Here is a 15,292-nt window from a genome sequence, read left to right as displayed (position 1 = left end):
GCTCATGCTCAGAGATGAAGGGAAAACGCAATGAGCGAACAAAAGCCGCCTAGCCAGCGACGGTATTTCCGGGTGCCCTACCCAGATAATGAACAGCCCCCCTTTCACGCGCACTCCGGTCAGCGCTACTCGGTCATTGATGTCTCAGAAAAGGGGCTAAAAATCGCGGCGGTCAATGAGCCCGACTTAGCTATCTCCACCCGGCTCAGCGGCGTCATTATCTTTCATGACGGAAAAACGCTGGAAGCTGAAGGTGTGGCTATTCGGCAAGACAGTGACGGTTTGGCAATTGCCCTCGACAAAAGCCTGGATGTTGGGCAGCTGTTTCGCGAACAAACCTATATTCGCAAGCACTACCCGGTATTTATGCTGCAGAAGGTTAGCAAACAACACCAAGTGCCGCGGGCCGAAGCGCCCGACGACAAAGACGCGTAAGCGACAGTAAAAAGCGCTGGCGTCGTCACGGCCCGTTGAGGATCACTTTCATCGCCATTTGAATCTCTCGCAAGAAACTCAAAAGCGAAACAATAAGAAACAACATTGCCAACACAAACAGCGCAACGACAAACATACCGCTATTCCATTCGCCCACAGCACTGATAAACAGCGTCGCAATCACCGTACACACCAGCAAGGCACTCACCGTGCCATAACCAATAGCGCGATTAACCACCCGAGCGCGCTTGGTGAGCACAACCAACTCAGCGTGTATTGTCTCAGATTTCTCCGGCCCGACCATCTCCAGCCTGGCGTGCAAATTACGCGACCGGTCAATAATCCTGGCTAAGCGATTGGTGAGCACATTTAATATTGCGCCGATGCCCGCCAGCAAAAATACCGGCGCAACCGCCTGCTGAATGGCATGGGTAATCGGGACAACGGAAATATCTACCGCCATTACTATCTCAAGCCCTTACACAAAAAGCACAACATACCTTACCCGCGCAGATACACCGCACCATTAACACACTCGATATCAAAGGTATGTAAATCTTGCGGGGCTTTACCCAATGCAATCAGCTTATGACTCCATTTAGGCAGCTCTGCCCCAAAGAAAGAGTGCGTCCAATCCAGGTTCTCACCACTGAGCAAATCAAAGCGGCTACCGTGAAAAGGGCAGGTAACGGCGCCATCACAAATCTCCCCTTTCGCCAGCGGCAAGCCCAGGTGCGGGCAGCGGTTTTCGACAGCGGCGATTTGCCCGTTCACACGGGTTAGCAATACCTTTTTGCCATCGACTTCCCGCTTGAGAAATTCCCCGTCCTTCACCTCTTCAAGCGAAGCAATAAACTGACCGCCCATATCATCACCCCTTCGTCATTTTACGCTAAATAGGTAGCGCCGTTTTACTGATTGGCGACTTCATTACAAAGCTCGAGTGTACGCCGCTTACGCCTTCTATTCGAGTAATCTGTTCCAGCAACAGGGCCTGAAACCCGTCCATATCTTCGACGATCACTTTTAGCAGGTAGTCGGCATCCTGGCCGGTAATCAGGTGGCACTCCAATACTGCGTCGCAATTGGCCACTTTCTTCTCAAAATTCTCAAAGCGCTCAGGCGTGTGCTTGTCCATGCTGATATGGATGAAGGCCATCAACTTAAGTTGCAGTTGGCGGGCATTGAGCAGGGCCCGGTAACCTTCGATTAAGCCACTTTCCTCCAGGCGCCGCACCCGCCGCAAGCAGGGCGACGGCGACAAGCCAATATGATCAGCCAACTCCTGGTTACTAAGGCGCGCGTCATTCTGCAGGGCACTCAAAATTGCTCTGTCATAGCGATCTATATTCATAAAAACCACCAAATAACGATCAATAGCAATATTATTCCAAAATAAAAGCAATATTGGCAATAAAAAAGAATTTTCACCCCAAATTAACCAGCACTTCGCAATCGCCTGCCCTGCCGTTTTCCCTACACTGTTCCACGTAGCCCAACTACAGGAAGTTACCGCTTCCACCCACACCGAACGAGCCGCAACACCCCGCGACTCCGACGCGTTAAAAGGCCCACAAGGCTGAAAAAAAACAGCCCGCTACCCGCGGGCTAAAAAACAACTATGAGGCCAAGCCTCACGACAGGAACTGAGATGACTTTTGACCACAGCAAATACCGCCCCACCCCCACCATCGCCTTAGATGATCGACAGTGGCCAAGCCGCGTTATCGATCGCGCCCCCGATTGGTGTTCAGTTGATCTGCGCGATGGCAACCAAGCCCTGGTTGAACCGATGACCGTGCAACAAAAACTGCGTATGTGGGACTTGCTGGTCAAGCTCGGTTTTAAGGAAATTGAAGTTGGCTTTCCCTCTGCATCCCAGCCCGATTTCGACTTTGTACGCGCCTTGATAGAGGGGCAACGTATACCTGACGACGTCACTATCCAAATTTTGGTGCAGGCGCGCGAGAGCTTGATTGCTCGCAGCTTCGAAGCATTGGAGGGTGCCAAGCGCGCCATTGTCCATGTTTACAACTCCACCAGCCCCGTGCAGCGCGAACGGGTATTTGGTCTCGACAAAGCGGGTATTACAGCCATCGCCGTTCAAGGGGCGAAATGGGTTCGGGAATACGCTGAGCGCTACCCGCAAACCCAGTGGACCTTTCAATACTCACCCGAAAGTTTTAGCAGTACCGAAGTCGACTACGCCGTTGAGGTCTGCGATGCGGTTATCGCTCAGTGGCGTGACAGTGGTAAACCTCTCATCGTCAATTTGCCCGCGACCGTAGAATGCGCCACTCCCAATGTATTCGCCGACCAGGTCGAGTACTTCTGCCGCCACAGTCAGTACCGCGCAGACTACCGGGTGTCGATTCATACTCACAATGATCGCGGCTGCGGGGTTGCGGCTGCCGAACTGGCATTGATGGCAGGCGCCGACCGCATTGAGGGCACCTTGCTTGGCAATGGCGAGCGCACCGGCAATATGGATGTCGTCACTATGGCGATGAATCTGTATAGCCAGGGCATTGACCCCAAGCTGAACCTCTCCGATATGGACGAAATCATCTCGGTGGTTGAGCACTGCACAGCGATTCCCTTGCACCCCCGCCACCCTTACGCCGGTGAGTTGGTGTTCACGGCGTTCTCGGGCAGCCATCAAGATGCGATAAAAAAATGCCTCGCCCAGCAGGACAAAGATGCTCAGTGGGACGTTGCCTACTTGCCTATTGATCCGGCTGACCTGGGTCGCAACTACGAGGCTGTGATACGGATTAACAGTCAGTCTGGCAAGGGCGGTGTTGCCTGGGTGCTTGAGAACGACTACGGCCTGCACATGCCGCGCTGGCTGCAAATTGACGCCAGCCGGAAAGTACAGGCCGAAGCCGAGGCCCAATCGGGAGAGCTCAGTGCAGCCGAGATTTGGTCGGTCTTCGCCGCCAGTTACCTTCAGCCTGAGGGGCAGCAGTCACTGCAGAATTTCTCCATTAGTCAGGACAATGCCAGCCATCACGGCCACGACCGGCTTAAACTGGTCACCCATATCAACGGCCAAGCGGTTTCCCTGGAAGGTGAAGGCGATGGCGCGATCAGTGCTCTGACCGATGCCTGGCAACAGCGCTATGGCGACGCGGTGGAAGTGATCGACTACAGCGAGCACGCCCTGAAATCAGGCACTGCGTCAGAAGCGATAGCCTACGTGTTGCTGAGCATTAACAAGCAGCGCTATATCGGCGTGGCGGTGAACAACGATGTGGTGAGTGCGTCCTTACACGCCGTTATCAACGCCGCAGCGCAAAGCCAATATGCCGAGCAGCTAAAAGCAAGCTAAACGCTGCCGCCACCGAGCACGGGAGCGGTGAGCGGTGGTGGCTCGATCAATCTTTTAGTAAATGGCGCTGTTCATACAGCGCCTGCCAGTGACTGCCCTGCTTGTTCACCACTTCTGTTTCAAAGTAATGGCGCACGCGCCGCCGGTCTTGCGGATTGTCCTTTAGCGCCGCGCCCAGCAGGAAGTGGATCAAGTCGGCTGGTTGCATGACGCCATCGCGGTAGTAATAGGCGTATACCGCCATTGCATGCAACACCGAAACCGCTTCCGCGGTGGACATTACCGCCGCCGCGAGACGGTCAGTACTGCGGCCACTCAGGGTTTGACCGTTGCGAAGTTCATGAAATACCGTTACCAGCATCTCGACGATCATCGGCTCGATGTCCATCGAGACACCACTGCCGCGAAGTAATTTCCCCGCCTCGCGCTGGACAACATCCATTTCATCGGCAAGGTCATTAATCGCCGCGATGGTCTCAAAATTCATCCGGCGTTTCAGTGCCGCACTCATATCAAACAGGCCGCGATCCAGAGAGTTAGAGCTGGCGATAATATTGAAACCCTCGCGCGCATAGAGCGTCGCATCCTCTCCTTCCAGTTCGGGAATCTGCATTTGACGCTCAGACATTACCGATAGGATGGCGTCTTGCACCGCCTGCGGGCAACGCGCCAATTCCTCAAAGCGCACCAATTGCCCGGCTGCCATCCCGCGATAAATAGGCCCTGGAATCAAGGCCTCACGACACGGCCCATCGCGCCGCAAAATGGCCTGATTCCAATCGTAGAGTAGCTGGCGGTAATCAGAGATCGCACCGCCCTGAATCGTTAGTTTGGAATGGCCAGAGATGGCACAGGCCAATAGCTCTGACAACCAAGACTTAGCCGTGCCCGGCTCGCCAATCAACATGACTCCTCGGTTGGTGGCCAACGAAATAATCACGCGGCTAAGCAGCGCCTGGGGCGCGACAAACTTACGCTCGATACCTAACTCGGCATCTCCCATTATAAATTGCTCAACGGCGTAGGGAGACAGGCACCAACCGGGCGGTACCGGTTCCTGATCCCGCTGCTTTAACAGCGCAAGCTCATCGCGGTAGGCATCCTCTGCCGCCGGGCGTTGAATTGATTTTTCAGTCATTGCTGGTCCTCGCAATTAGCGTTGCCACTGGCCGCGCTTCTCCGGTGCCATACGCTCCTCCGGCAAAATACGGGGTAATTCAGACAAAGGGATGTTGCCGGCAATTACTTGGTCGAGAGCGGAGTCACGCATCGTGATTAACCCTGAATCCAGCGCCTGAGCACGCAGCTCACCCACAGGACGACCGCGGGAAATACTGTCGCGCAGCTCAGCGTTCAGTTGTAAATACTCGACCACTGCCACCCGCCCGTGCGTGCCACTGCCATGACAGCGCTCACAACCTTTGCCTTTGTAGCTACGAAAGTGCTTGGGCGCGTCGCCGGGAAAGAGTTCCTTGAGTATGTCCGGCTCGGGCTCCGCCTCGTATTTACAATGCGGGCAAATACGTTTCGCCAGGCGCTGGGCAATCACTGCGAGCAACTCGCTGGCCAGCGAGTTGGGGTGCACATTGAGATCAAATAAACGCTGAACGGCATCAATGGCATCGTTGCAATGCAGTGTGGACAGGACAATATGCCCCGTCTGCGAAGCGCGTATCGACTCCAGCGCCGTCTCGTGGTCGCGAATTTCCCCAACGAGAATGACGTCCGGATCCTGACGCACAAAGGAGCGCATCGCATCGGCGAAACTGAAACCGATCTCGGGCCGCACACGCGTCTGCTGAATGTCGTCAATGGAGTACTCGATGGGGTCTTCCACGGTAATGACTTTTCGCCGCGCATCGTCGGCAAGCATCTGCAGGCCAGCATTTAAGGTAGTGCTTTTACCCGACCCGGTTGGCCCCACCACCAACACCAAACCTGCGGGGTTGTTCAGCAAGCGGCGATAGTGCCCTGCCACCAGCGGCGACATCCCCAAACTGTCGATGCTGATCAGCGGCGAATTTTGCGGCAACAAACGGATAACCACGTGCTCGCCGTGCAGCGAAGGCTGCACCTGAACCCGCAAATCGAAACGCGCATCCCCTACTCGCACCTGCGACCGACCGCCCTGGGGCAAACGCCGCTCGGCAATATTCATTTCGGCGCGAAGTTTCACCACATTGACTAAACCGCGATAGCCCGCAGCACTAATCTGGTAGTGGTGCAAATCACGCAGCTCGCCGTCCACCCGCAGCCGTACCCGCACCCGGTCTCGGTATTTTTCTAAGTGAATATCACTGGCGCGGTCCGCGACAGCGTCAAGCAGCAGCGCCTCATAGACGGCGACCAGGCGCGCATCAGGTTCACCGGTTTCGCTGTCCAGTAGGTCTTTATCGGTCTTGTCGTCAGACGGTCGTTCTTGCTCACCAGCATCTTTCCCCCCTTTTGCGCCGCGTGTTAGCGAGCTCCACAAGCGTCGATAATCAACGGGGGTAACCAGTATTTTCTCGATTTTTAACTCGGGAAAAACCAGCTGAATTTCGCGCATCGAGGTGCCTGGCCGTGTGCAGGCAACCAGCAAACGCCCGCGCTCAACACACAGGGGAATGGCCTGCAAATTATCCAGAAATGCCTGTGAAAACCGCGAAAAAACCCGGGGATCAACTTTACTGAGCAGTTGCTCCATACTTTGCAACGGCAGGCCGCACTGCTTCGCCATTGAGCGGTATAGCTTTAATTCATCAAGGTGTTGCAGCTTGCTGATTTCATCGACAATCAAGCTGTTATTTTTTTCCGCCTGCGCCCTCGCCTGTGCCAGCACCTCAGGCGTTACCATGCCGAGCTCGACAAATATCTGGTCTTCTGTCGGAGCGATATCGACATAGCCATGTTCGGTGCGCGCGATTTTATGATGTCCCCGGTTCTGGTACTTCACCAGCACCAACCGCGAGGCTTCACCCATTTCCATGCAGAGAAACTGGCCACGCTCAGCGAGCTGCTCCCACAGGGATTCACGTTCAGTAATCGCCGGCGTTGACACCCAAATTACATCAAAAGGGCCGTCCTCAGGCGCCCCGGCACTGGCGTCGCCAACGCGCAGTTCAACATTGCTCGCATCTAACGCAACCAACTTCTGTTTAGCAATCTCGGCCAGCGCTGGATTGCTTTCGATAGCAATCACGCGATCGGCAATCTGGGCCAACACCGCCGTGGCATATCCCACACCCGCCCCCAGATGAAGCACGCGGGCCTTTTCCGGCAGGGTGAGCAAGGCTAAGCTGCGGGCAACCAGGTCTTTTGGGGGGATGCTGCGCCCGACAACCAGGTCAGCTTGACTGTTATTGACGAAATGCCGGCGATCCACTCCGGCAATGGCGCGCTCATACCAAGGCTGATTTAGCTCGGTGGACATACCGCTATCCTTTGCTGGCAAACAAACTCCCAGACACTAATAACAGAATGCTTTGGTGGTGGCTATTCGCAATAGAACGTGAATTCGCAGATCCGCTATGGCGCCGACAAACCCGCCACCAAAAACTGCTGTAACTCATCAAACAACATGGCCATATCGTCCGCCACCTCATCACCACCAAAGGGGCTGGGGAAGTGTACGCAAGACAGTGTATTGAGCATCGCTTCCACAGCGAAGCCATAGCGGAGTCGGCACTGCAGCAATGACAGATCCGGGCGCTGTTGCGCGAGCATGGCAATCAGCGCATTGGCTGGCGACAGGAATTCATCCAGCAAAGGAAGCTCTTCCGACTGCTCGGCGTACACCCGGGCAATCACCCTGGCATACTGCCGCCCTGCGATGGCGTCTTCCGACAACACCTCGCGCAGCGGCGCAAGCAAGGTCCGAACAATATCGTCGATGGTGACCTTGGGCGCAGTGGCCAATTGTCGTAGCTGCCCTTCTCGCTCGGCCTTGGGTCGCATGCGGCTGCGAAGCACCGCATCGATCAACGCCCCCTTGTTTTTAAAGTGATAGTGAACGGCCGCAGCGCTCAGACCCGCCGCCTCATTGACCTCCCGCAGCGACACCGACAGACCACGCTCGGCAAACAGCTCGGTGGCAACAGCAATAATGTGATTTCGTGATGACGGCTTAGCCATGGGGCGCTCTTTTGACTCGACATTAATACTTATCAAATGATAAGTTAAAATTATCGACGTCACAAACAACAATAATGAGGTCCTGAAAGATGGCAGCGAACGCCCGCATACGCCCGATTGAATCCGTTACTCACTTTGATATCACCACCGACGTGTTAATTTGCGGCTACGGGGGCGCTGGCGCTGCCGCGGCCCTTGAGGCTGCCGCGGCCGGCGCGAAGGTCTGTATTATTGAGCGCGCCAGCGCCGGTGGCGGTGCCACCGCGTTATCCAGCTGCGAAATGTATCTCGGCGGCAGTGGCGGCACCGCGCTGCAGAAAGACCTGGGCATACACGACAGTACTGAAAACCTGCTCGCCTACCTACACGAAGCGCTGGGCCCCTACGGCGACAGCGAAAAAATTCGCTGTTACGCCGAGGGCGCGGCCGCTCACTTCGACTGGGTAGAGTCACTGGGTGTTAGCTATAAGCGTGCGGTAATGCATGAGCGCACCGTGGTGCCACTCAGCGACGAATCGCTGCTGTTTACCGGCAATGAAAAATCTTACCCCTTCAATACCATCGCTGAGCCAGTGCCGCGTGGCCACGTCCCCTCAAAGGAAGGCGACGAAGGCGGCAAAATTTTTATGGATGCAATTATGCAGCGCGTTGATGAAGCGGGAGTGGACGTTGTTAACGACTGCCGGGCACTGGCACTGCTGGCGGACAATACGGGGCGAATCTGTGGCGTTATCGCAAAACACGATAACCGCGAAATCGCGATTCGCGCCACGCGCGGGGTGGTGTTGACCACCGGCGGCTTTGTTATGAATGAGGCGATGACCCGCCAATATCTGCCAGAGATTCATCAATACGCGGTGCCCTACGGCAATAGCTATGATATGGGCGACGGTATCCAGCTTGGGCTCGCGGCGGGTGGCCAAGCCATCAATATGGATCAGGCCTTCATGTCGTTCCCACTCTACCCACCCGCCAAGCTTACCTACGGCCTGCTGCTCAACCAGCGTGGCCAGCGTTACATCAATGAAGATGCCTACCTTGCCCGGTTAGCGCATTACTCCTGCCAGCAGCCTGAGCAAAAATTCTATTTACTTGTGCAGGAAGAGGACTACGAGGCCTCACATTACCTCGAGCGTGCACCGCTGATCGCCAGCGGTAACAGCATCGCTGAAGTGGCATCAGAAGCCCCCTTCCCCCCCGGCGCGCTGGAAGATACTGTCGACTATTTTAATCGACATGCCAGTGAAGGGCGCGACCCGCTCTTCCACAAAACCTCCGAATGGCTAAAGCCGCTCAATAAACCGCCTTACGCCCTGCTGGAGTATTCCGCCAGTGAAATGCGCGCAATCATTATGCCGGGCACCAATGGCCCGCTAATCTTTACGCTTGGCGGCTTAAAAACACGTTGTAATGGCGAAGTACTCGATGTCGACAACCGGGCGATCCCCGGCCTCTTCGCCGCAGGCCGTGCAACCGCGGGCCTGCCGCGCACCGCAAAGGGATACGCCAGCGGCATGTCGGTGGGTGATGCGACATTTTTCGGTCGACTGGCGGGCCGGCAGGCGGCATTAAGCCAGTAATTGGTGGCGAACCCCCTCAATCAACAGGGGTAAGGATATGTCGATGGGCTCCTGAGCAACCGCATTTGCCAAGCCTGTAAAGATCTCCGGCGACAGTGCCTCAGGCATCGCCGCCGCAGCCTCGCCCTGTTGCCAATGGCCGGCATGCAAAGAGGCCCGCATACACACAGCGCCGACCACGAGCTGAATAGTCGCCATATAGACCCTCACCGAGGCATCTGTCGCCAATCCACTTTCCGCCAGCTTGGCGGCAAAGCGTTCTGTCACCCGGAGCGCGTTGCCGCCAAGGCGCAACTTTCCCAGCCAGGGCACCCAGGACATTTCGCTACACAGCGCCTGGTACATGCCCCGCGCGCTCACAATCAGCCATTCATCCCAGGGCAATTGGTCATCGGGCAGCACCTCCGCGCGAGCGATAAATTCTTCAAAGGCTGCCCCCAGCAACTCATCTTTATTCGCAAAATGCTTGTACATCGCCATTGCGGAAACCCCCAGCTGACTGGCAACACGGCGCATCGATAATTTATCAACGCCAACATCGGCAATCACGTCTAGCGCAGCATCCACAAAACGCTGGCGATTCAAACTGCCACTCATATCACCTCGACTTATCTTATTTGTAGCCAACACAACTATGCCGCTCCGGCGTGGTCACGACGCTCGGCTCCCCCACCACCGCCAGCGAGCCCGCGCTTAGCGGTAAAGCGGATCGGCAAGCACTGCAATGTGCGTGCAAACATCGACGCCACATAGGGGGATGGTCCCGCCAGGGATAGGTTTTCGGTGCGCAGCAGAAACTCACGCAATACGATACGAATTTCCATGCGCGCCAGCTCGCGACCAATGCAGGCGTGTATACCGTGACCAAATGTCAGGTGTTTTTTGCCGTTGCTGCGGTCAAGACGAATGTCATCGGGCGCCGTGAATACGCGCTCGTCGCGATTCCCCGCCGCCCACATTAGAAACACCCGGCTGTCGGCGGGCAAGTGTACACCGTGCAATTGCGTCGCGCTCTTGGTCCAACGAAAATGCCCCTGAAAGGCCGCTTCAAGGCGAAAGACCTCTTCGATAAAGACCGGCAGCAAGCCATCCAAATCCTCGCGCAGCTGCGCCTGGATATCGGGGTTTTCAATTAACAATTTCAGCGCATTTCCCATACTGGTCGCGGAGGAGTCCGACCCGGCGATCAGCAACTGCATTATCGCGGAAACCGCGGTGTGCTCAGCCATCACCGCATCTTCGCCCGTGGCCGCCTGCACAAACACCGCGCTAAGATCATCGCGTGGCCGCCGCTTGGCCAGTATAAATTGCTGCCAGCAATAGCGATAAAACACCACCAGCTCTGCCTGACTGCGGGCTAGCGCCGCCCCCTGAGCGATACCGCTTTGTGTGGCAATACCGTGCACACACCAGTCTTTTATTTTTTCATAGTCTGCTTCGGGAAAGCCCAGCATGCGAATGATCAGTCGCATGGGCAACCGCCAGGCGAAGTCGCGCATAAACTCAAGTTCCCCCCTGTCGATGACCGCATCCATCATTTCCCGACAAAGTGCCGTCACCTCGTCTTCCATGGCCTTGACCACCCGCGCATTTAAACCGCGATGCCCGACCTTGCGCTCGGCGGTATGGGCCGGCGGATCAGACAGCGCCAACACGTCGCTGGGTATCACTCCCATCATTTCAAGGGGGCGCAACTTCGCCGCCTCGCGCTCGACACTGTGTCCAGGCTTTAGCCCTGCAATCACGCCCTGATGGGTAGACGAAAAAACGTCAGTGTTCCGGCTCACCTCAACAATATCCTGATACCGGGATAGGCAGTAAATGCCATTGGGCAACTGGTAAACCGGGTAGTCGTCGCGCAGCATTTTGTAAAAGGCATAGGGGTTCTGAAAACAGGCGTCTTCCAGCGGGCGAAAATCTTCCGGGCGCGTGGGCTGCCCCACGGCGATATTTCCCGTGGCGGTCTCGACGCCTGGGCTGTCAACTCGCTTTGTGCGACGGGTATAGCGTCGCGCCGATAACCGCATTCCCCGCTCAATGAGGTGAGAAAGTAAACGACGGCGACTGTGGTAAAACGGACGATTCATAGCAGAGCCTCAGCAAGCTTCATTGCAGGTACTGGTAAAACTACCCGAGCAAGCTTACACTGTAAACCAGAAAATAATAACGGCGAGACACAAGCAATGAACGACAAGAATCAGCAAATAATCGACCAGTTTATGCAGGCGTGGAACCAGCGAAATCTCGAACAGATCATGGGTTTCTTTCACGAGGACGCCGAATACTGCAACATTCCTATGGGGCCGCCACACATTGGCAAAGCCGCCATACGCGAATTTATCGAGGGTTTTCTCAACAGCCTGGAAGACATTGAATTCATTGTGCACCACCAGCTTTGCGATGACGCAAATGGCGTTGTCATGAATGAACGCACAGACCGAATAAACCTGGCAGGCAAGGCCATTGACCTGCCTGTTATGGGGGTATTTCTATTGCGCGACGGGTTAATTCAGCAGTGGCGGGACTACTTTGATATGGCGCCCTTCAGCAGTTGAGTGTTTACAGGGCGGCGCGGCTAAGCTCTGCCGCAAGGCTAACGCCGCGATCCAGGCACCAGAATACCGAGATCGCGCCCATGCTGTATATCAGCGCATAGCGCAATGGCGGCTCCCAGCGCGAAACCGAGCGCAGGGCTGCCAGCACCGCGGCCAGTGCTGCAACAAAGGCTAACTGCCCGAGCTCAATGCCAATATTAAAGGCCAACACCGCCTTGAGCAGGTGTCCGCTGGGCAGCCCCAGTTCCGCCAATACGCCGGCAAAGCCCAGCCCGTGCACCAAACCGAACAGCAGCGCCATCGGCCAGGGGTAGCGGCGCAAAATACCGCCAGCGCGGCCAGATGCCGGGCGCGTTAATTCCAGGGCCAACAGTAAAATCGTTGCCGCGATAGCCAACTCCACCAAGGCCGGCCAATGCGGCAACACGTCGATGCTCACCAGCACCAAGGTGATACTGTGCCCGACCGTAAACGCGGTAATGGTCAACAACAGCAGGCGCCATGTGCTAACCAGTAACAGCAGCCCCGCTACAAATAATAAATGATCCAAACCAATTAAGATGTGGCTGAAGCCCAGGCCCAAATACTGTGTAAAGACGCTGCCCTGCGATGCTTTTTCGGCAAATTCAAAGCGCGGCGCATCCGCCGTTAGGAGTGTTTCGAATAGCTCACCGCGTTCATTCTGAACACGCAATAAGGCCGTTGTACGACTCTGCTGCAAGCCAGTGATGGCGATGCTCTGCCCAGGCAAAGGGCTTGAACAATGCAGTTCCCAGCGCCACTCCAGGGCCGTTCCCTGAGGCGAAATATTCGGCGCTGAGGGTGAGCAGGCAGCGGGAAACTGCGGCTGCGGCGGCCGCTGTGCGTCAGCTGGCGTACGAAACAGCACCTGATATTCCGCATTGCCTACTGCGCGAAATTCCAGCAACGACGGCGCTAATTTATGTGCCCAGCTCGCCCCAGCGAACAGCAGTAGTCCCGCCAGGAATGATAGGCGCCAAAATACATTCATGGACTGCGCACTCGGTAACGTTGGCGTAATTGCTCTATGAAGCCCTGGAGATTGTCCGCGCGCTGCTGTTGAAACAGCTCCTCGCGCAGCGCTGACCTAACGCTGGCAAATGCGCGCTCAGTAGCAGGATGAAAGCCCGTTATCTTAACCAGATGTAAACCATACGCCGAGGCAACGGGGCCCTGCCAATGCGAGGACTGCAACGACGCTGCTGAGTGCTGTTGCATCCACTGGGAAAAAGATTCACCAAAACTGCGCTCCAGGTGGTATGCCGAGACTTGAGACATCTCAGAGCCAAGCAGAAAACTATCCCCCTGTGAGAGAGCCGCGGCGTCACTGAGCCCTCCACTACGCAGCCGTTGGAGTAGGTCTTGGGCCCGCTGTTGCATATCTCGTTTGTCTGCACTGATAAAAACATGGCGGAAGCTATAACTCGGTTCACCGCTCCAGCGCGCTCTATCGGCCTCGTAAGCAGCCCTTAGCTGGGCTTCCGTTGGCGCTGTTAGCGCTCCGGAAGCGCTGCCGAGTGCTTCCATGCGCTGTATTAAACGGCGCCGAATCACTTCGTCACCGCGATGGAGCTCCAAGGACAACGCCGTATTCATCTGCTGCTCAGCGCTGCCGTCCATCCCCAGGAAAGCCGCGTTGCGCAATAGCCGTTGTTTGACAACAGGGTCGCTCAAATGCAGATCTCGGCGCAGTGCTTCACTAAACAATATGCGTTGGTCGATTTCATGTTGACGCAGCGCCGCGTGCTGCGCCGGGGAAAGCGGTCGCCCCTGCAGTGTTTCGACTTGCACAGCAGCATCGATCAAAAACGCCGCATCGGGCGCCGTTATTTGATAAGCGGCGTATTGCAGCCGCCACCGCTCTGCCGCATGCAACAGGCAACCCAGCACAAGAAAATGTATCAGCGGACGCCGATACCAAGGCTTGATCATTCGCCATCCAACCAGGTATTTCGCGGCGGCCGCAATTGACTACCAATATTTAGCGGCAGCGGCTGCGCCAGATTTTCGCGGACTTGCTTACGCAAAAAGCGCTGCAGCGATTCGGGCATGTCTGCTGAGCGCCGCGCTTGTAAGTCGATATGAATGTCCACTTGCTCAGATGTGGCGCTGCGGCATTGCCGGCTGCAGTTATACAGCTCGTGGAAGAAATGCAGACGCTTATTATCGACCGCCAGCAGCCAACACCGCACCTCCAGCTGGTCGCCCAACCCGGCCTCACGCTCATAGCGCATATGGCTTTCCAGCACGGCTTTGCCACACCGGGCCCGCTCGACATACTCCTCATTAAAGCCTAGCCATTCACTGTGCGCGGCGTGCGCCTCGTAGATCACCAAACCAAAGTGCGTCGCATTCATATGGCCGTTTACATCGATCCACTCAGGCTTTACCGCTCCGCGATAACCAATATAGGGCTGATTCATTTTCACTCCCTGGGCTCAATCAAATATTGGCAACCCTCACCTCACAGAGAGTTATGCCTTGCGAAACTGGGAAAAATCCGGTGCGCGCTTTTCCATAATCGCTACGACAGCTTCAATATTTTCGGGCTTACCCGCCAGTTTCGCCATGCCTGCTTGTTCAGCATCAATAGCGGCATGAATCGCTGCACGGTGCACTCGGCGCATCAGATCTTTCGTCTCACGCAACGAGCTGACCGGCCACTTCGCAATTTCTCTTGCCTTCTCCATAGCCCGCTCCAGCAGCTCGTCATCGCTGTAAGCCGCCGTGGCAATACCCAGCTCTACTGCGCGCTCAGCCCCCAGCCACTCAGAGGTATACATCAGTTCTGCGGCTTTACGGGCACCGATAACGGCCTGAAGCTGGTAGCTGCTGCCCCACTCAGGCACCAAGCCCAACGCGGTAAAAGGAAAACGCAAACGCAGGGATTCGCCCACATAGACAACATCGGTATGCAGCAGTAAGGTCGCGCCACCACCTATCGCCACGCCCTTGGCCGCGCTCACAATAGGCTTGTTAAAGTCGACCAGACGTCGCGCGCAGCGCTCGAAAGGGTGCTCCCCACCCGCCTCTGAAAAATCGTTTAGATCTACGCCGCTGGAAAAATCACTGCCCGCTCCGGTCACCACCACACAGGCGACCGCCGGATTTTCATCGGCGGCTTCCAGCGCTTCGCCAAAGGCCAGCCACTGTTCATTGCTAAAAGCATTTTTTTTCTCTGGCCGGTTCAGCGTCAGCAGCAGCACACCGTGCTCGTCTAGTTTCTGAAGTACTGTATCGCTCATAGTTATCTCGCT

Annotated in this window: 16 protein-coding genes; 4 read left to right on the top strand and 12 right to left on the bottom strand. The window is 56.0% G+C overall.

Annotation, left to right across the window (positions count from 1 at the left end; translation table 11 throughout):
- Positions 1-30 precede the first annotated feature (30 nt).
- Positions 31-435, top strand: a complete 405-nt coding sequence (locus ABNS66_RS09105) for a PilZ domain-containing protein (RefSeq protein ID WP_204995896.1) — start codon at positions 31-33, stop codon at positions 433-435.
- Between the two features lie 25 nt (positions 436-460).
- Here the strand turns inward: ABNS66_RS09105 and ABNS66_RS09100 are convergent, their stop codons facing one another.
- From ABNS66_RS09100 to ABNS66_RS09090, 3 genes are read right to left on the bottom strand one after another with little or no spacing between them, the layout of a single operon-like run.
- Positions 461-898, bottom strand: a complete 438-nt coding sequence (locus ABNS66_RS09100) for a DUF2721 domain-containing protein (RefSeq protein ID WP_204995897.1) — start codon at positions 896-898, stop codon at positions 461-463.
- Positions 899-936: 38 nt separating this feature from the next.
- Positions 937-1,302: a Rieske (2Fe-2S) protein gene (locus tag ABNS66_RS09095; RefSeq protein WP_286838066.1), complete on the bottom strand. Its 366-nt coding sequence runs from the start codon at positions 1,300-1,302 to the stop codon at positions 937-939.
- A 25-nt stretch (positions 1,303-1,327) separates the two neighbouring features.
- Complete coding sequence (locus ABNS66_RS09090) at positions 1,328-1,789, bottom strand: Lrp/AsnC family transcriptional regulator (protein ID WP_204995898.1); 462 nt, start codon at positions 1,787-1,789, stop codon at positions 1,328-1,330.
- Between the two features lie 297 nt (positions 1,790-2,086).
- Between ABNS66_RS09090 and leuA the strand changes: the two genes are divergently transcribed.
- Entirely contained in the window at positions 2,087-3,766 is a 1,680-nt protein-coding gene (gene leuA, locus ABNS66_RS09085; RefSeq protein ID WP_286695841.1) for a 2-isopropylmalate synthase, read from the top strand.
- Between the two features lie 46 nt (positions 3,767-3,812).
- Here the strand turns inward: leuA and ABNS66_RS09080 are convergent, their stop codons facing one another.
- From ABNS66_RS09080 to ABNS66_RS09070, 3 genes are all read right to left on the bottom strand, one after another.
- Positions 3,813-4,904, bottom strand: a complete 1,092-nt coding sequence (locus ABNS66_RS09080) for an AAA family ATPase (RefSeq protein WP_286838068.1) — start codon at positions 4,902-4,904, stop codon at positions 3,813-3,815.
- Between the two features lie 15 nt (positions 4,905-4,919).
- Positions 4,920-7,178, bottom strand: coding sequence for an ATPase, T2SS/T4P/T4SS family (locus ABNS66_RS09075; protein WP_286838070.1), 2,259 nt, complete (start codon positions 7,176-7,178; stop codon positions 4,920-4,922).
- Positions 7,179-7,273: 95 nt separating this feature from the next.
- On the bottom strand, positions 7,274-7,879 hold the full coding sequence (locus tag ABNS66_RS09070; RefSeq protein WP_286695844.1) for a TetR/AcrR family transcriptional regulator: 606 nt from the start codon (positions 7,877-7,879) through the stop codon (positions 7,274-7,276).
- 89 nt (positions 7,880-7,968) lie between these two features.
- Between ABNS66_RS09070 and ABNS66_RS09065 the strand changes: the two genes are divergently transcribed.
- The gene (locus tag ABNS66_RS09065) at positions 7,969-9,459 is read left to right on the top strand and encodes an FAD-dependent oxidoreductase (protein ID WP_286838072.1); all 1,491 of its coding nucleotides are present in this window, start codon (positions 7,969-7,971) and stop codon (positions 9,457-9,459) included.
- Here the strand turns inward: ABNS66_RS09065 and ABNS66_RS09060 are convergent.
- Both ABNS66_RS09060 and ABNS66_RS09055 read right to left on the bottom strand, forming a co-directional pair.
- On the bottom strand, positions 9,448-10,056 hold the full coding sequence (locus ABNS66_RS09060; protein WP_286838074.1) for a TetR/AcrR family transcriptional regulator: 609 nt from the start codon (positions 10,054-10,056) through the stop codon (positions 9,448-9,450). The genes ABNS66_RS09065 and ABNS66_RS09060 overlap by 12 nt on opposite strands.
- 35 nt (positions 10,057-10,091) lie before the next feature.
- Complete coding sequence (locus ABNS66_RS09055; RefSeq protein ID WP_286838076.1) at positions 10,092-11,546, bottom strand: cytochrome P450; 1,455 nt, start codon at positions 11,544-11,546, stop codon at positions 10,092-10,094.
- A gap of 96 nt (positions 11,547-11,642) precedes the next feature.
- On the opposite strand from ABNS66_RS09055, the gene ABNS66_RS09050 reads away from it, so the two are divergent.
- Positions 11,643-12,014 (top strand): nuclear transport factor 2 family protein, encoded by a 372-nt coding sequence (locus ABNS66_RS09050; RefSeq protein ID WP_286695848.1) that lies wholly within the window; start codon positions 11,643-11,645, stop codon positions 12,012-12,014.
- A 4-nt stretch (positions 12,015-12,018) separates the two neighbouring features.
- Here the strand turns inward: ABNS66_RS09050 and ABNS66_RS09045 are convergent, their stop codons facing one another.
- From ABNS66_RS09045 to ABNS66_RS09030, 4 genes are read right to left on the bottom strand one after another with little or no spacing between them, the layout of a single operon-like run.
- Positions 12,019-13,026, bottom strand: a complete 1,008-nt coding sequence (locus ABNS66_RS09045; RefSeq protein WP_286838078.1) for a HupE/UreJ family protein — start codon at positions 13,024-13,026, stop codon at positions 12,019-12,021.
- On the bottom strand, positions 13,023-13,967 hold the full coding sequence (locus ABNS66_RS09040; RefSeq protein WP_286838080.1) for a peptidylprolyl isomerase: 945 nt from the start codon (positions 13,965-13,967) through the stop codon (positions 13,023-13,025). Before ABNS66_RS09040 ends, ABNS66_RS09045 begins: the two co-directional genes overlap by 4 nt.
- Positions 13,964-14,458: a thioesterase family protein gene (locus ABNS66_RS09035; RefSeq protein ID WP_286695851.1), complete on the bottom strand. Its 495-nt coding sequence runs from the start codon at positions 14,456-14,458 to the stop codon at positions 13,964-13,966. The genes ABNS66_RS09040 and ABNS66_RS09035 overlap by 4 nt, the downstream gene beginning before the upstream one ends.
- 51 nt (positions 14,459-14,509) lie before the next feature.
- Positions 14,510-15,280 carry an enoyl-CoA hydratase-related protein gene (locus tag ABNS66_RS09030; protein WP_204995908.1) on the bottom strand — a complete coding sequence of 257 codons (771 nt, stop codon included), beginning with the start codon at positions 15,278-15,280 and terminating at the stop codon, positions 14,510-14,512.
- Between the last annotated feature and the right edge of the window lie 12 nt (positions 15,281-15,292).

The sequence above is a fragment of the uncultured Spongiibacter sp. genome (assembly GCF_964011655.1).
In the GTDB taxonomy this organism is placed as follows: Bacteria; Pseudomonadota; Gammaproteobacteria; order Pseudomonadales; family Spongiibacteraceae; genus Spongiibacter; species Spongiibacter marinus.
Note: the sequence above shows the minus strand (reverse complement) of the source record. Positions and strands in the feature narration are given on the sequence as shown.

What these genes read in the sequence shown, in the direction of transcription:
- ABNS66_RS09105 (WP_204995896.1), top strand. Translation starts at nt 31, where the DNA reads ATGAGCGAACAAAAGCCGCCTAGCCAGCGACGGTATTTCCGGGTGCCC.
- ABNS66_RS09100 (WP_204995897.1), bottom strand. Translation starts at nt 898, where the DNA reads ATGGCGGTAGATATTTCCGTTGTCCCGATTACCCATGCCATTCAGCAG.
- ABNS66_RS09095 (WP_286838066.1), bottom strand. Translation starts at nt 1,302, where the DNA reads ATGGGCGGTCAGTTTATTGCTTCGCTTGAAGAGGTGAAGGACGGGGAA.
- ABNS66_RS09090 (WP_204995898.1), bottom strand. Translation starts at nt 1,789, where the DNA reads ATGAATATAGATCGCTATGACAGAGCAATTTTGAGTGCCCTGCAGAAT.
- leuA (WP_286695841.1), top strand. Translation starts at nt 2,087, where the DNA reads ATGACTTTTGACCACAGCAAATACCGCCCCACCCCCACCATCGCCTTA.
- ABNS66_RS09080 (WP_286838068.1), bottom strand. Translation starts at nt 4,904, where the DNA reads ATGACTGAAAAATCAATTCAACGCCCGGCGGCAGAGGATGCCTACCGC.
- ABNS66_RS09075 (WP_286838070.1), bottom strand. Translation starts at nt 7,178, where the DNA reads ATGTCCACCGAGCTAAATCAGCCTTGGTATGAGCGCGCCATTGCCGGA.
- ABNS66_RS09070 (WP_286695844.1), bottom strand. Translation starts at nt 7,879, where the DNA reads ATGGCTAAGCCGTCATCACGAAATCACATTATTGCTGTTGCCACCGAG.
- ABNS66_RS09065 (WP_286838072.1), top strand. Translation starts at nt 7,969, where the DNA reads ATGGCAGCGAACGCCCGCATACGCCCGATTGAATCCGTTACTCACTTT.
- ABNS66_RS09060 (WP_286838074.1), bottom strand. Translation starts at nt 10,056, where the DNA reads ATGAGTGGCAGTTTGAATCGCCAGCGTTTTGTGGATGCTGCGCTAGAC.
- ABNS66_RS09055 (WP_286838076.1), bottom strand. Translation starts at nt 11,546, where the DNA reads ATGAATCGTCCGTTTTACCACAGTCGCCGTCGTTTACTTTCTCACCTC.
- ABNS66_RS09050 (WP_286695848.1), top strand. Translation starts at nt 11,643, where the DNA reads ATGAACGACAAGAATCAGCAAATAATCGACCAGTTTATGCAGGCGTGG.
- ABNS66_RS09045 (WP_286838078.1), bottom strand. Translation starts at nt 13,026, where the DNA reads ATGAATGTATTTTGGCGCCTATCATTCCTGGCGGGACTACTGCTGTTC.
- ABNS66_RS09040 (WP_286838080.1), bottom strand. Translation starts at nt 13,967, where the DNA reads ATGATCAAGCCTTGGTATCGGCGTCCGCTGATACATTTTCTTGTGCTG.
- ABNS66_RS09035 (WP_286695851.1), bottom strand. Translation starts at nt 14,458, where the DNA reads ATGAATCAGCCCTATATTGGTTATCGCGGAGCGGTAAAGCCTGAGTGG.
- ABNS66_RS09030 (WP_204995908.1), bottom strand. Translation starts at nt 15,280, where the DNA reads ATGAGCGATACAGTACTTCAGAAACTAGACGAGCACGGTGTGCTGCTG.